Raw genomic sequence first — 15,000 nt, forward strand, 5'->3', positions numbered from 1 at the left:
TCGCTGGCCGAACTGGTACAGCATTTTGCATTTGACTCAAGGGCAAAATGATTGTCCTATAGGTAAAAGTGAGGTTGCAGATAATGACTGGCATTGACAGCGCGAAGGCCATTCCCGGCTACTACGACAGTCCTTGGCCGACCGAATGTGGGGGTCCGCGTCGACAGAAAGCCCCGCGTTCGGCGGGTCTGAATCTGTCCTCATCCTCAAAATTGAAGCAGACGTCGCGCGACAATGGCGAATGGAACGTGATGACCGTCCAACGGGCGCCGGGCGAAATCTTTCTTATGTATAACAATCACATTGACTCGCAGGAGAAGTACGGCGGTGTCGAGCGCATCGATAGCGTGTCGCTGGAAACCATCCGAAAATCCCCGCGACTACCCTCTGGAGGGCATACCTGGTGCGGCGGGATCGTCGCGCACGCAAACGGGTTCATCTACATCAACAACGGGGATCGATGCTTCAAATTAGATCCCGACTGCCACGTGGTGGCTGAGCGGAAGCTTCCGCAGGATTCGGCTTATAATAGTTTCCTAGTTATGGCTGATGGCCGTCTCGTTATGAAGAATATCGAGCGCGACGTTGGTAGGAAGTCAAAGTTCGTCGTTCTCGAGCCCGATCGTCTGGAGCAGGTCGGTCCCGAAGTGGACATTCCCGAGAACTCGATGGGCCGCATCGCGATGGACTCCACCGAGAATGGACAGATTGTCTACGTTCCAGGACGTCATCACTTCTACCGATACCTCTACAAGAAGGACGAGTTGTCTTTGGATGCCGATTGGCAGCCGCGCTACAGAACGCTTCCTGACGATCAGCAATCGTTTTCTTGGGATAGCTGCCTCTCAGACGGGGGGTGCTGGTTTCTGGACAATGGCGACAACGAGGCCAATGTCACGATTTTCAGCACGCGTCCGTTCGGAACCGAGCGACCGAAGAGAGGGTCCGTATTCAACGGCCTCGCTTCGAGCCCTCAGAAGCTGATGCGAATCGATATTCGCGATCCGAGCCGAATGGTTACCCTTGAACCCTTCGGCCTGCCGCGCGGATCAATATTCAGCCCACCCGCGTTCGATCCTGTCCGCAAGATTGCAATAGCGTTCGACACCGGAAATGGGCGCCTAGGAGCGTTTCGCTACAGTGACGGGAGGTTCGAGCAATTGTGGGCCAGGCCATGTCGGATTTCCATGCAGCTCGTCCTGTTCTTGGACACTGGCGAGGTTGCGGTCAACGATTTCCGGAATGGCTTCGACGAGATCGTCGTTTTCGACGTCGAGACCGGAGAAGAGAAGGGCAGAGTCGCAACGGAAAGCCGAACCGCGAACGGGATGTTCCTCTCCTCGGGCTGGAATCGCGATGTCCTGTATTGCTCGATCGGGTCGATTGCGCGGGCATACGTCGAATAGATCGTCAAGAACAGGGACCAGAATCACCGTGTCATTCGATTGGAAAAAGCTGCTTACGTCCAACTGGCCGGAAAAGGTATATAGCTATACGGAACGCGACACCATTCTCTATGCGTTGGGTGTAGGGTTCGGCCAAGACCCTCTGGATACGAACGAACTCGATTTCGTGTTCGAGAAGACAGGAAAACTGAAGGCCGTACCTACGCAAGCTACCGTAATCGCCTGGGATGACGCGCCGATCATGGATATAGGCATCAATACATTGATGGCCGTGCATGGGGAGCAAAGCGTAACCCTCCATAAGCCCCTTCCAACGGCCGGGACTGTGGCGGCGTCGATTCGCTTCCCGGCGATTTTCGACAAGGGGGCGGGCAAGGGCGCGGTCATACTTATCGAGACCACAATCCGTGATCACAATACCAAAGAGCTGCTTTGCACGAACAGGATGACGGTGTTTGCCCGTGGCGACGGCGGCTTCGATGGCCCGGAAGGATCTGCGCCATCTGCTCATCCAATTCCCGAACGGCAGCCGGATGCGGTCATCGACTTTAAGACACGTCCGGACCAGGCATTCTTGTATGCTCTTAGCGGCGATCGAAATGCGCTGCATCGCGATCCGGTCTTTGCGGCGAATGCCGGCTTTCCGCGTCCGGTCCTGCAGGGGCTCTGCACTTACGGGGCTGCTTGTCACGCTATCCTGAAGAGCCAGGTTGGGTACGACGCTGCCCAAATCGCGGAGATCGGTGGACGGTTCTCTGCACCTGTCTTTCCGGGAGAGATGATACGCACTGAAATCTGGCGCGACGGATCCGTGGTTTCCTTTCGCTGCAAGTTGCCCGAACGGAAAGATGCTGTCGCATTTAATAACGGCAAAGCAGTCCTACGCGAGCAATGACTTAGTTTTCCTCGGAGCGCGTCTGCTTGGGAGCCGAACCAAGCCGGCGCGGATCCGCACCCCGACGTGCCTCGTAAGTACAGTAATCGATGAATATCCATGAATACCAGGCCAAGGCCCTGCTGCATGAATTCGGGGTGCCGATTTCGCGCGGCGTGCCTGTCTTGAAGGCCTCGGATTCGGAAGCGGCGGCCAAGGCGCTTCCCGGCCCGATCTGGGTGGTCAAGAGCCAGATTCATGCTGGCGGCCGCGGCAAGGGCAAGTTCAAGGAAGCCTCCGCCGGCGACAAGAGCGGTGTGCGCATCGCCAAGTCGGTCGCCGAGGTCAATGAATTTGCCAAGCAGATGCTGGGCGCAACGCTCGTCACGGTGCAGACCGGACCGCACGGCAAGCAGGTCAACCGCCTCTACATCGAGGAAGGCTCCGAGATCGACAAGGAGTTCTACCTCTCGATCCTGGTCAACCGCGAAACCTCGGAAGTGTCGTTCGTGGTCTCGACCGAAGGCGGCGTCAATATCGAGGACGTCGCGCACAATACGCCTGAAAAGATCATCACCTTCTCGGTCGATCCGGCGACCGGCATCATGGGCCATCACGGCCGCACGGTGGCGAAGGCGCTCAATCTTTCCGGCGATCTCGCCAAGCAGGCCGAGAAGCTGGTGTCGCAGCTCTACAACGCCTTCACCGCCAAGGACATGGCGATGCTGGAAATCAATCCGCTTGTCGTCACCAAGCAGGGCCAGTTGCGCGTGCTCGACGCCAAAGTGTCGTTCGACGACAACGCGATGTATCGCCATCCCGAAGTCGCGGCGCTGCGCGACGAGACCGAGGAGGACGCCAAGGAAATCGAGGCGTCGAAATATGATCTCAACTACGTCACGCTCGACGGCACCATCGGCTGCATGGTCAACGGCGCCGGCCTCGCGATGGCGACCATGGACATCATCAAGCTCTACGGCATGGCGCCGGCGAACTTCCTCGACGTCGGCGGCGGCGCCGACAAGGCCAAGGTCACCGCGGCGTTCAAGATCATCACCGCCGATCCGAACGTGAAGGGCATCCTGGTCAACATCTTCGGCGGCATCATGAAATGCGACATCATCGCCGAAGGCGTGGTGGCCGCGGTCAAGGAAGCCGGCCTGAAAGTGCCGCTGGTGGTGCGGCTGGAAGGCACCAATGTCGACGCCGGCAAGAAGATCATCCGCGAGTCCGGCCTCAATGTCGTGCCCGCCGACAACCTCGACGATGCCGCGCAGAAAATCGTGAAGGCGGTCAGGAGCACCGCGTAAAATGTCCGTTCTGATCGATAAAAACACCAAAGTCATCTGCCAGGGTTTTACCGGCAAGAACGGCACGTTCCATTCCGAAGCCGCGATCGCTTACGGCACCAAGATGGTCGGCGGCACCTCGCCGGGCAAAGGCGGCTCAAAGCATCTCAATCTGCCGGTGTTCGATACCGTTGCCGAGGCGCGCGACAAGACCGGCGCCGATGCATCCGTTATCTATGTGCCGCCGCCCGGCGCTGCGGATGCGATCTGCGAGGCGATCAATGCGGAAATTCCGCTGATCGTCTGCATCACCGAGGGCATTCCGGTGCTCGACATGGTTAGGGTGAAGCGCTCGCTGTCGGGATCGAAGTCGCGCCTGATCGGGCCGAACTGCCCGGGCGTGATGACCGCCGGCGAATGCAAGATCGGCATCATGCCGGCCAACATCTTCAAGCCCGGCAATGTCGGCATCGTCTCGCGGTCGGGCACGCTGACCTATGAGGCGGTGTTCCAGACCACCCAGGAAGGCCTCGGCCAGACCACCGCGGTCGGCATCGGCGGCGATCCGGTCAAGGGCACCGAATTCATCGACATGCTGGAGATGTTTTTGGCCGATCCCAAAACCACCTCGATCGTGATGATCGGCGAAATCGGCGGTTCAGCCGAGGAAGATGCCGCCCAGTTCCTCAAGGACGAGGCCAAGCGCGGCCGCAAGAAGCCGATGGTCGGTTTTATCGCCGGCGTCACCGCGCCTCCCGGCCGCCGCATGGGCCATGCCGGTGCGATCATCTCCGGCGGCAAGGGCGACGCCGGATCCAAGACCGCGGCGATGGAATCGGCGGGAATCACGGTCTCGCCGTCGCCGGCGCGGCTCGGAAAGACGTTGGTCGGAGTACTCAAGAGTTGAAGGAAGCGGCCAATACGGCCAGATGGCTATTTTGCCATTGGGAAACGACGCATTGCCGCCGGGCCGAAAGGTCTTATGTTGAGTAAAATCCCGAACTCGTGAAGTATCGGCGACGTCGTCCTACGGAAAGGTCCCCCTTATGAAATGGAGCAATCGGCTCCCGAGCCAGAGCGAGGTCTACAATCTCAAAAAAATTGAGATCGTTCGTGCCGCGGCGCGGTTCTTCAGCCGCTTCGGATATCACGGGACCACTCTGGCGGACGTCGCAGTTGACCTTGGAGTGACTAAGCAAGCCCTGTACTACTACTACAGCGACAAGCAAAGCCTACTCTTCGCTTGCGCCATAGCGGCGCATCGCGGCGCCTTGGATATACTTGAGGAGGCGAGTGCGCAGAAGCTTAGCGGAAGCGAAAAATTGGCTAATCTTCTGCGGCACTATGCGATCCATGTCGCTGACGGAAACCTTCAGTCAATTATGTTTCTGGACAGCTCGGCGCTGAAGCCCAAGCAATTGGCCGAAGTCATGGATCTTCGAGACAAGTTCGACATCGGCATACGGAAGATCGTGGAGGAAGGCGTTGCCGACCAGTCCCTGCGCAACGGAGACCCCAAGATGATGTCGTTTTCGGCGCTGGGCGCCGTGAACTGGATCTCGCGTTGGTATAAGCCAGAAGGATCTCTCCCCATCGGAGAAGCGGCAGCGACTATCGTGGATTTCGTCATGGGTGGCATAGCTGCTCCTTTATCGGGCAAGCGTTCCGAACGTTTGATCAAGGGGCACGCCGATAGCAAAAGGCCCAACTCGTCGAAAGGTCCCTAAGGGGTAGGCGAGCTACTCCGAGCCCGCCAAGTGGATCGTCCTGGGGTTTTGCCCGGTAACAGTTGCGCACGTTCTGCAATCATATGCCAAAAGTCAGCTTTGGGCATTGACCGTCGCGCCTCGATGAATTTCTTCGCCTTCTCTCCAACCGTGATCCGCAGAGCAGGTTCCTCGCCTTCGATCGCGCGTTCCACTTCTTCCGCTAATATGGTTGGATCGCTGCCGGATTCCCGTGTGCTGGCTTCGAGGGCGGCTGGGTAATGCTTACTGCATATCGATGCCGACCAGGAATTTCATTCGGGCCTCGAGATCAACATCCAGGGCTTGGGCTCCTAGGACCACAATAGCCACTTCTGCCGGAAGACAGGTCAGAAAAGCCTATTACCGGGCGCAAATCGTCCTTTCCGAGGACCCTTCCCTCATCCGCAAGTTTGACCTTTTCACGATTTTACCCTACGGTAAAATAACTGTCGACACGTCAAATTCCTCATGACGCCTGCGGACACGCTGGTGCGTCCCGCTTAGATCGGCAAAGCGCGAAAAGAGGCTAATTAACAGGGCAGAGAAGGGCGGCGCAGATGCTAGATACATTTTGGAACCATTTCGAAAGGCGGGTGCACGAGTCGCCTGACGCTGTCGCAGTGGCCTTTCCAGGGAAGCCCGACTGTTCCTATGTTAAATTGCGGACACGCGCGATCGGCTTGGCTCGGAGCCTGATGTGTGGCGGCCTCGAGAAGGGCGACCGTATCGCTTTCGTGGCGGCAAATGGTCCCTGGTTCCTGGAATGGCTGCTCGCGTCGGCATATGCGGGTTTCACCCTCGTCCCGATCAATGTGCGGTTGTCGCAGGAGGAACTCGATTTCGTTGTTCACGATGCATGTCCGAAGCTTGTCGTTTGCGACGCGAAGAGGCGGGAGACCCTTGAGGGCATCGAAGGAATCTCGACCATGCTTCGCGACGTCGAGCGGAGCGACGAGAACGTACCATCGACAGACTTGAGCCTGCTAAGCGAGGCGCTTCCGCAGGATCCAATCCTGCAGATCTATACCTCCGGCACCACAGGTCGACCCAAGGGAGCCGTCATCACGAACGGCAACATCTCGGCCGGAATCTCCCATTGCATTCCTTGCCTAGGACAAATCGCCCCCGAAGACGTGGTTCTGGTTTGTCTTCCGCTCTTCCATATCGCCGGCATTGCCTTCACGATCTACGGACTGGCTGCAGGCGCGAAGATCGTCGTACTACCGGATATTGTCGCCGAGAACGTGGTCGACGTGATCGTCAATTATAAAGTAACCGCCTCGTTGCTTGTTCCGGCCGTCATTCGAATGATCGTACAGGTCCTCGAAGAGCGGCCGCGAGACGTCTCGTCATTTAAGACGTTGGTGTTCGGTGCCTCGCCGATGCCTGAAGAACTCATCGCTCGCACCCAACGCGTAATGAGGGCCGACCTCTACCATGTGTATGGACTCAGCGAGACCAGCGGAATCGTCACGTGGCTGGAGCCGGAGCAGATTCGAGCCGGACGCCGCCTACTGTCCTGCGGGCGCGCATTTCCCGCAGGTGAAATCGGGATATTCGATGTAAGCGGTCAACGGCTACCATCTGGGCATATCGGAGAAGTCGCCTATCGCGGGCCGCAAGCGATGGCCGGTTATTGGCGCCTCTCCGAAGCCACAGCATCGACGATCCGTGATGGCTGGTTGTTCACCGGTGACGCGGGGTATCTGGACGAAGAAGGCTATCTCTTCCTCGGCGATCGATTGAAAGATATGATCAAGAGTGGTGGCGAGAACGTCTATCCGGCCGAAGTCGAGAATGTGATTTTGCAGCATCCCGCGGTCATGGATTGCGCAGTCGTGGGATTAGAAGACGAAAAGTGGGGAGAGGCGGTAGTCTCCGTCATTGTTGAACAACCCGGGTGTTCGCTTACGCTCGAAGAATTGCGGGAGTTTGGTCGCAAGTCGCTCGCCGGCTACAAGTTGCCCCGGCGGTTGATAAAACTAGAGGCATTGCCGCGAAACAGTTCGGGGAAGGTTCTTAAGCATGTCTTGCGAGATCAACTGAAGTCGTTGGTTCCTGACAAGGTGTAGGGGAACCGTCGGTTCCCCCATCCCGGATCCAGTCAGTTGCCGTCGCGTGCTCCCCGACGGGACTCAGCGATGTTGGTGGAGAGCGTTCCGATTTCGATCCTATCGAACATCCGCGCGCGGAAAATATCTACGGCGCGAACGCTCAGCGAGTAGTCGCGCGCTATCTCCGCGACCGTCGATCCCTTGCTCAATTCTCGCAAAATGTTCCGTTCTCGAGGGCTCAACACATAAGAACCTGGCGGTTCCGTTGGAGCGTCCGTTAGCTCTGACAGCGGAATAAGGGAAATCAAGTTCTCGGATGCGTCGTGGACTTCGATCACGTAACCGCCCCACTCGGTATCTCCGAGCAGTTCGTTGCGGATGGCCTCTGCCCGTTGCAACGCTTGCGCTGCACCGGCGAATTCGTCTCCATGGCTATCAGCATAGACGATGTCGCCTCTGACCACGTCGAAAAAAAATCGCAAGACCGCTCTCCTGATTGAGCGGGACCCAACAGCGGGTCCCGCTACAGCTTCTACAGTATCATTGCGGGCCAACGTACGGACATCCGCCTTCCTTCAAAGGTCGAAATGCTTCTTCCCCCGGAATCGTGCGGACCAACCTGTAGTAATCGAACGGTTCCTTGGACTCGGATGGCGCTTTTACCTGAAACACGTACATATCGCGCATGACCCGTCCGTCCTCTCGTATCCGTGCTCCTTTGGTGTAGAAGTCGTCGATCGGCATCCGCTTCATTTCCGCTACGACGGCCTTCGCCTCGTCTGTGCCTGCATTCTTTACCGCCTTGAGATAGTGCAGTACCGAGCCGTAGACGCCTGCTTGGATCATGTTAGGCACCATGCCCTGGCGGAGCTTCATGAAGCGTTCGCTCCAAGCTCGCGTTTCTGCGTTCAAATTCCAATAGAAGGCTTCCGTCGTGACAAGACCTTGGGCGAGTGTGAGACCCAGGGAATTGACATCGTTTATATTAACGAGAATGCTCGCCAACTTCTGACCAGATTGCGTAATTCCGAACTCGGATGCCTGCTTGATCGCATTGATAGTATCGGCGCCGGCATTCCCAAGGCCGATCACTTTCGCATTAGAAGATTTGGCTTGGAGCAGGAAGGACGCGAAATCGCTGGTTCCCAATGGATGGCGGGCGACGCCGACGACCTTTCCGCCACTGGCTTCAACAAAGGAACGCAAATCTCGTTCGATCGAATGGCCGAATGCGTAGTCGGCTATGAGCAAAAACCAACTGTCTGCTCCCTCTTTAACCAGTGCCGATGCGCCTTTCGCCAACGCGTAGGTATCGAACGTCCACGCGATTGCATTCGGGGAACATGCCTTTCCGGTTAGATCGGAAGAGCCGGAACCTGAATTCAAGAATACCCGGTTTTTTGTTCGAGTCAGTTCTTGGATCGCGAACCCCACGGATGAGGTGGGCACGTCTGCAATCGCGTCAACGCCTTGGCGATCGATCCATTTTCGCGCGATCGACGAGCCGACGTCCGCTTTGTTTTGATGATCGGCAAATATAATCTCGATAGGTTTGCCGAGGACGGTCCCCCCAAAGTCTTCGACGGCCATCTGCGCAGCAATGACTGATCCCCGGCCTGTAATGTCAGAATAAACGCCGGATTGGTCGTTCAGCACGCCGATGCGGACCACGTTGTCTGAGATCTGGGCCAGAGCCGACGCGCATCCGCCCAATACTCCACTTAGCACTGTCAAAATTCCGATGAATCTGTCGATCCTCATTCGTCTCTCCCCCTGCATGCATGATAGCCGTGGATCCGGCCGCCGCTGACGCCGGTTGGGCAGCGCGGCGGCCAGAAACCGCTCGGCGTCAGGCCGCGTCGAAGTAGGCGGGTTTGCCTGCGATCCAGAATTCACCCCATAGCCGGCCACCGCCGTCGACGTTCAACGTTTCGCCTGTAATGAATTTGCCGGAAGGTGCCGCCAGGTAGACCATTGCTTCGGCGACGTCCCAACCCTCGCCGCGTCTCAACATCGGGTTCGAGCGGTTGAGCATGTCGAGGGCCGCAGGCGGATAATTGTTGAGACCTTCCGTCTCGATGCCGCCCGGCGCGACGCAATTGACCCGGATGTGGAACGGCGCCCATTCGACAGCGACGGTGCGCGTGAGCGCAGCAACGCCCGCTCTAGCGGCACACGTGTGCGCAACACCCGGCTGTCCCCGATCGACGACGGTTATTATGTTGACGATCGAACCCGGCCGGGAACTGTCTCGCCAGTGGCGGCCAGCCGCCTGCATCATGTTCCAGGTGCCGGTGAGATTGGTTTCGATGACGGCATTCCAGCCTTTGGCGGCGAAGTCGATCGCGGGCTGCGGAAACTGTCCGCCGGCGTTGTTCACCAACACGTCGATGCCGCCGTGTTCGCTGAAGAGCTTGTCCATGAGCGCCGCAGGCTCGTCCGGATTTCTGATATTGCAAGCGAACGTTTCGACCTTAAGTCCCGACGAGCGCATCGGCGCGGCGGTGAGTTCAAGGCGCTCGGGCTTCCGGCCGCAAATCACAACTGTCGCGCCGAGGCGGCCACACAGCCACGCCATGGTTCTTCCGATACCGGACCCACCACCCGAAATCAGGATCGTTTTACCGGCCAGCAGATCGTTGCGGTAAACGCTCTCGCGCTTCGCGAGCTGTTCATCGGTCATTCCATAGACTTGCTTTGAATCCGGCGTGTCGGTGGCTTTGTTCATCTAAGTTGCTCCTTCAAGGGTGGGACGGATGAAGAGAGCTTCGCTCAAACTAAGATTTGACTCAAGGGTAAAAATACTGTCTTGTCGTCAAAGACGCGCGGGTACTACGCTCGAGCGACATTTACGAAATGACGGCATTGCCCGCGCGCCTAGCGCGGTTGCCGAGTGGCTGATTTTTGCGTCGGCCGGAGCGAAGAGGAGCGACTATGAGACTGGGCAGCGTGAATTACGAAATCCGGGGTAAGGTCGCGATTCTAACCATGGATGAACCCAAGAAGCTGAACGCGTTGAGCGCGGGAATAAGAGCAGGACTTCTCGAGGGTCTTGCGAAGGTCGATGCCGACGATGCAGTTCGGGTGGCAATCATCACCGGTAGTGGAGAAAAGGCGTTCTGCGCGGGCGCAGATATTGGAGCGTTCGATTTCGATCCGGAAAAGGCACGTAACTTCATGGCAGAGACCTTCGAACTGCTGTCGGCGCCAGAGAAGTGCAAGAAGCCGGTGATTGCCGCCGTCAATGGCGTCGCTTTCGGCGGGGGCTTCGAGTTGGCGATAGCATCGGACTTCGTCATAGCGTCGGACCGAGCCAAGCTTGCCGTTCCCGAAATTAAGCTCGGATTGCTTCCGGCGTTTGCGATTGTTCGCCTAGCGGACATCGTTGGTCGCGCGAAAGCGAAGGAACTGAGTATCCTCGGCGAGCCGATCGGAGCGGAAGAAGCCCGTGCACTTGGTATCGTTCTCCGCGTCGCGCCGCATGAAAAGGTTCTCGATACGGCAGTCGAGTTTGCCAACCAAATCGCCGAAAGGCCAAGGCTATCCGTGCAAATGGCCAAGTCCTTCTATAATCGTGGCCTAGGTGGCGACGAAATGCGCCACACCCTCGACGGATTTCCATACCTGTTCATGCATCACGACGCTCGAGAAGGGATCGCCTCCTTCAAGGAAGGTCGTCAGCCCAAATTCAAGGAATAAGCGCCCCACGGTGGGCCGCGCGCTCGGTGGCAAACCCAGCAAGAGGAACTCGACACCGATGGCGCCCCCTAGGATTCCTGAGCGATACGGTCATTTCGTGTTCGCCGTTCTCCAGGCCGGCGTAACGACTTGCATAACGGCGGCCGTTTCCTCCAGGTCGAGCTTGGGCGATCCGTCGTTCGGAAAGGTATGGGTCGGTTCTTGGTTACTGTCTTGGGCTCTAATGGTTCCGATCGTCTTGATGGCTGCTGATCCCATCAAGAAATTGGTCCGCTCTATCATGGGCGGCTGAGATAGCTCCGGCCACGAACTCGAGCGCATGGCGTTTCGAGAATGGTCAGGGGCGTGTCGTTCGAGCGGGAGCTCGAACGCAATGCTGTCTCATGGCCGCAGTTGTGCCGCGTAAGCCGCGTTTCCTCCCTAGACTTCCCGGTGGTCGATCGACCACCGGGCTTTTTTCTAGGTAGCACCGCCGTCGGACTTCGGTGGGAGAGACGGGCCTCAGACCTCGCGGGCGGACGCTAAGGCTGGTGAAGATACTGTATCCTCGCGCTACCGTTGCCTTGTCCGCCGGCATGCCGCCAGATGCGTCAGCGTGCACAGCCGCTACTGCCCAGACGTTCGCCACGCAAGGCCCGAAATCATAACTGACTCGCGCTCCCGCGCCCTGGGTCGGCTTGGCCGCACGCACATGGACCGGAGCCTACGGAGTTCGCCGGCGTGGGCGGTTGGCAGCGCGGTCTGTCGGCGGTGGTCGCGGTCGGATTACGCCCTTGCTCCGGCGCGATCATCGTATTGATCTTCGCGTTGGCGCAGGATCTGTTCTGGACCGGGGCCGGCTCAACGCTGGCCATGGGATTGGGAACGGCAGTTACCGTGGCCGCTATCGCACCTCTTGTGGTTGGTGCACGGCGGACGGCAAGCCGTATCGCGAAGGCGCGCTCCGGCATAGGCATGCTCATCATGCGGGCGGTTGAAATCGGCGCGGCGATTCGGGAGCCGAGATCGCGCAGTTGTCGAAAAGCCCAGCCACGACGGCAAGAGAACAGCGCTCGTACTCGTGGAAGATCGCGTCGGCCACTACCCGGAATTTCGGGAGTTTTTCATTCGGCGCTTCTCGCTCGATACTGGTAGCCTGTCGCGGCCGGGTTATGTTCGCGCGCCTTCCGGGATGATCTACTCGCTCGTGTTCGTTGGTCGCAGCGGTGAGCATTTTCCCGACGGAATCGAAATCTACGCGCTCGCCGACGCATTGGAGCCCTTGAACGAGAAAGACATCGATACCGACCTCTGGGCGCTCCTGAGGTGGATGATCGATGGCATTGGCGGTGATTGGAGGGTGGAGGATCTCGACGCAACCGGCCGCTTGTACCAGCTCCCATTTTTGTCCCAACAGAGCTAACTCATCCCAGGGCGCTGGCTCATCCCTTCCCGTGGAAGATGCAGAGCACAAATACCCCCAGATGCGGCGCGGCGAGCAGCATCAGCGTTGCAAAGGCGCTACCTGTCACAGCGTAGGTATAGAGCGCATCGGCAACGGTCAGGTTGAGCGTCCGTACCGCCCCGGCGACGATGCTTTTCGTGTGCCGCCGGGAGCGGAAAGCGGCTGACGCAGCCTCGGAGTGGTTGGCGTCAAATTCTCCATAGGGGATCATCGGTCGTCTCCGTCCTCGCCCAAGCGCCCGCTCGGGTCGTGCTAAGACATGGCCAATTTTCCGCTGCCGTGGCAGACAGGACTGGGCAATATCGCTCATTCCCAGGAAGAATAGGGGAGAATAACGATGGATCGCCTGGCTTCGATGGAGACCTTCATCCGCGTGGTCGAGACGGGGTCTTTCTCCGGCGCCGCGCGGCAGCTTCGCGTCGGGCAACCTGCGGTCTCGAAGACGGTTGCCCAGCTTGAAAACTATTTGGGCGTCAAGCTGCTCACTCGTTCGACACGCGGGTTGACACCGACCGAGGCTGGACTCGGCTATTTCGAACGCGCCAAGCGCGCGATCGAGGAGGCCGACGAGGCGGAGCTCGCCGCGCGCGGCGCCGGCACCGGGCTGAAGGGACGGCTGCGCGTTTGCGCCGCCGTCACATTTGCTCGCATTCACCTCATTCCGCTGTTGCCGCAATTCCTCGCTCAACACCCGGACCTCAGCCTGGAAGTCGTGCTCGACGACCGCCAGATCGACCTCGTGCAGGAGGGTATCGATCTGGGGTTGCGGATGGGAAAAATGCCGGACTCGGCGCTGACAGTCCGCCGCATCGGTCGATGCAAGCGAATGGTATTGGGTGCGCCTGGCTACTTCGAGCGCGCCGGCACCCCCGCGACGCCGGCCGATCTCAGCAAGCATCAGGCTGTCGTGTATCTGCAAGGCGAAGGCAGCGTGTGGTCGTTTCGGCGCGATAGTTCTGAAGCGGCGATCAAGGTTCAAAGCCGGTTGAAGGTGACCGCAGCCGAAGGCGTTAGAGCCGCAGTGCTTGCCCATGCCGGGCTTACCATTGCATCCGAATGGATGTTCAGCCCGGAACTGCGCTCTGGCGCCGTGCATGCGGTACTGTCGGAATGGAGTCTTCCGCCTCTCGATCTCTGGGCGGTATTTCCGACCGGGCGAGCGGCGACCGCGAAAGCACGGGCTTTTGTCGATTTCTTCGAACGCAGCTTTAACCCATAATCGAAAACCGGGATTAAATCGCGATGAATGCCCGTCCGCCGAATCGGCGAGACAAACGAGCATCTCTTCGATCCTACCTAGCATTCATTGTTTCGGAGCGCTGAGTAAAGTGACCCCGTAAGCGGAGTTGCTCATGCTGAGCCCGCGAGAAGGAGTGTCACAGCATGTCCACCTCGAACAAGAATCGCTCGACGAGCGTTGCCGCAGCCCTTGTTGCCGGCGTTGTCCTGTCCGGTCTACTTTCGCCTGCTGCAGCGTCCGATCAAAACAACCCAGCCGTTCTTTCCTCGCATTCGCCCTGGCCCGCGCCGATCGGTCATCGGCAACCTGGACGGGCGGACGTTCCCCAGAGCGAGGTTCTGTCGGCCTGGGAGCGCCAGCAACAGGATCTCGATGTCGAACTCGATCAAAAGCTGGTCATTTGCCGTGGCTGTTGAAGTCCTTATTCCCAGGCGGAATAGGGTCTAGTCCAAGGGCCCCGCCACCCTCCATGCCGGTCTCCTTTAGGTTCTTTCGTGTGAGTTCGATCCATAGGCCCACGCGAAACCCAAAGGAGAACCGACCATGTCACTGCAAGCCAAACTCGATGCTTTCAAAGCCGATTTCGAAGCCGGCAAGCCCCCATACAACGTTCCTCGCTCCGTGATCGAGACCATGCATCGCGCCACCGCCGAGCTGATCGCCTCCGGCGCCGCGAAGCGCGCCAAGAAAGCCGGCGACGTGGCTCCGTCCTTCTCGCTGAAGGATCCCGAAGGCAACATCGTCAGTTCGGATGAACTTTTGAAGAACGGCCCGCTCGTCGTCAGCTTCTATCGCGGCGTCTGGTGCCCCTACTGCAACATGGAATTGCAGGCGCTGGAGGCTGTCAAGCCAGCGTTCGACGAGTACGGCGCCTCGCTGCTCGCGATCTCGCCGCAGACCGCGCCGAACAGCCGCAAGTCGGTGCGTCAGAACAAGCTCTCCTTCCCGATTCTGTCGGATACGAAGGGCAAGGTCAGTGCCGCGTTTGGCCTGCGGTTCGATCTGCCCGACTATCTGACTGAGCTCTACAAGCACCTCAAGAACGATCTGCCCACGTTCAACGACGATCCGAGCTGGACCCTGCCGATGCCGGCCCGCTACGTGATCGGCCAGGACGGCACGATCCTCTACTCCGAAGTGAACCCTGATTACACGCATCGGCCCGAGCCGGAAGACATGATCCCGGTGCTGCAGCGGGCTGCCGCCGTCAAGGTCTGATAGCGGAAAACAGGAAGCGCGATTGCGA

At 58.7% G+C, this 15,000-nt stretch carries 17 protein-coding genes; 13 read left to right on the forward strand and 4 right to left on the reverse strand.

Features of this window, described 5'->3' with window-relative positions; all coding sequences use genetic code 11:
* Window positions 1–83: 83 nt before the first annotated feature.
* The 6 genes from NL528_RS08215 to NL528_RS08240 all read left to right on the forward strand — a co-directional run bounded on the left by NL528_RS08215 (window position 84) and on the right by NL528_RS08240 (window position 7,389).
* Window positions 84–1,406, forward strand: coding sequence for a hypothetical protein (locus NL528_RS08215; protein ID WP_309182203.1), 1,323 nt, complete (start codon window positions 84–86; stop codon window positions 1,404–1,406).
* Between the two features lie 28 nt (window positions 1,407–1,434).
* Window positions 1,435–2,301, forward strand: coding sequence for a MaoC/PaaZ C-terminal domain-containing protein (locus NL528_RS08220; protein ID WP_309182204.1), 867 nt, complete (start codon window positions 1,435–1,437; stop codon window positions 2,299–2,301).
* An 89-nt stretch (window positions 2,302–2,390) separates the two neighbouring features.
* Entirely contained in the window at window positions 2,391–3,590 is a 1,200-nt protein-coding gene (sucC, locus tag NL528_RS08225; RefSeq protein WP_309182205.1) for an ADP-forming succinate--CoA ligase subunit beta, read from the forward strand.
* Between the two features lies 1 nt (window position 3,591).
* On the forward strand, window positions 3,592–4,476 hold the full coding sequence (gene sucD, locus NL528_RS08230) for a succinate--CoA ligase subunit alpha (protein WP_309182206.1): 885 nt from the start codon (window positions 3,592–3,594) through the stop codon (window positions 4,474–4,476).
* A 139-nt stretch (window positions 4,477–4,615) separates the two neighbouring features.
* Window positions 4,616–5,296 carry a TetR/AcrR family transcriptional regulator gene (locus tag NL528_RS08235; protein ID WP_309182207.1) on the forward strand — a complete coding sequence of 227 codons (681 nt, stop codon included), beginning with the start codon at window positions 4,616–4,618 and terminating at the stop codon, window positions 5,294–5,296.
* A 578-nt stretch (window positions 5,297–5,874) separates the two neighbouring features.
* On the forward strand, window positions 5,875–7,389 hold the full coding sequence (locus NL528_RS08240; RefSeq protein WP_309182208.1) for an AMP-binding protein: 1,515 nt from the start codon (window positions 5,875–5,877) through the stop codon (window positions 7,387–7,389).
* A 32-nt stretch (window positions 7,390–7,421) separates the two neighbouring features.
* Here NL528_RS08240 and NL528_RS08245 read toward each other — a convergent pair whose 3' ends face one another.
* The 3 genes from NL528_RS08245 to NL528_RS08255 form a co-directional block, all read right to left on the reverse strand.
* On the reverse strand, window positions 7,422–7,853 hold the full coding sequence (locus tag NL528_RS08245; protein WP_309182209.1) for a DUF6894 family protein: 432 nt from the start codon (window positions 7,851–7,853) through the stop codon (window positions 7,422–7,424).
* Between the two features lie 58 nt (window positions 7,854–7,911).
* Complete coding sequence (locus tag NL528_RS08250) at window positions 7,912–9,132, reverse strand: ABC transporter substrate-binding protein (protein WP_309182210.1); 1,221 nt, start codon at window positions 9,130–9,132, stop codon at window positions 7,912–7,914.
* 88 nt (window positions 9,133–9,220) lie between these two features.
* A complete protein-coding gene (locus NL528_RS08255; RefSeq protein ID WP_309182211.1) occupies window positions 9,221–10,099 on the reverse strand; it encodes an SDR family oxidoreductase in 879 nt (292 codons plus the stop codon).
* Window positions 10,100–10,305: 206 nt separating this feature from the next.
* Between NL528_RS08255 and NL528_RS08260 the strand changes: the two genes are divergently transcribed.
* The 4 genes from NL528_RS08260 to NL528_RS08275 all read left to right on the forward strand — a co-directional run bounded on the left by NL528_RS08260 (window position 10,306) and on the right by NL528_RS08275 (window position 12,472).
* On the forward strand, window positions 10,306–11,070 hold the full coding sequence (locus NL528_RS08260) for an enoyl-CoA hydratase/isomerase family protein (protein ID WP_309182212.1): 765 nt from the start codon (window positions 10,306–10,308) through the stop codon (window positions 11,068–11,070).
* A 58-nt stretch (window positions 11,071–11,128) separates the two neighbouring features.
* A complete protein-coding gene (locus NL528_RS08265; protein WP_309182213.1) occupies window positions 11,129–11,362 on the forward strand; it encodes a DUF2798 domain-containing protein in 234 nt (77 codons plus the stop codon).
* 428 nt (window positions 11,363–11,790) lie between these two features.
* A complete protein-coding gene (locus tag NL528_RS08270) occupies window positions 11,791–12,204 on the forward strand; it encodes a hypothetical protein (protein ID WP_309182214.1) in 414 nt (137 codons plus the stop codon).
* Window positions 12,131–12,472 (forward strand): hypothetical protein, encoded by a 342-nt coding sequence (locus tag NL528_RS08275; protein ID WP_309185372.1) that lies wholly within the window; start codon window positions 12,131–12,133, stop codon window positions 12,470–12,472. Before NL528_RS08270 ends, NL528_RS08275 begins: the two co-directional genes overlap by 74 nt.
* Before the next feature lie 19 nt (window positions 12,473–12,491).
* Here the strand turns inward: NL528_RS08275 and NL528_RS08280 are convergent, their stop codons facing one another.
* Window positions 12,492–12,725 carry a hypothetical protein gene (locus tag NL528_RS08280; RefSeq protein WP_309182216.1) on the reverse strand — a complete coding sequence of 78 codons (234 nt, stop codon included), beginning with the start codon at window positions 12,723–12,725 and terminating at the stop codon, window positions 12,492–12,494.
* Window positions 12,726–12,851: 126 nt separating this feature from the next.
* Here NL528_RS08280 and NL528_RS08285 point away from each other — a divergent pair, with 126 nt between their 5' ends.
* From NL528_RS08285 to NL528_RS08295, 3 genes are all read left to right on the forward strand, one after another.
* Window positions 12,852–13,733 (forward strand): LysR family transcriptional regulator, encoded by an 882-nt coding sequence (locus NL528_RS08285; protein ID WP_309182217.1) that lies wholly within the window; start codon window positions 12,852–12,854, stop codon window positions 13,731–13,733.
* A gap of 164 nt (window positions 13,734–13,897) precedes the next feature.
* Window positions 13,898–14,170, forward strand: a complete 273-nt coding sequence (locus tag NL528_RS08290) for a hypothetical protein (protein ID WP_309182218.1) — start codon at window positions 13,898–13,900, stop codon at window positions 14,168–14,170.
* A gap of 127 nt (window positions 14,171–14,297) precedes the next feature.
* Complete coding sequence (locus NL528_RS08295; protein WP_309182219.1) at window positions 14,298–14,972, forward strand: peroxiredoxin-like family protein; 675 nt, start codon at window positions 14,298–14,300, stop codon at window positions 14,970–14,972.
* Window positions 14,973–15,000: the final 28 nt, after the last annotated feature.

Source organism: Bradyrhizobium sp. Ash2021, assembly GCF_031202265.1.
Classification (GTDB): domain Bacteria; phylum Pseudomonadota; class Alphaproteobacteria; order Rhizobiales; family Xanthobacteraceae; genus Bradyrhizobium.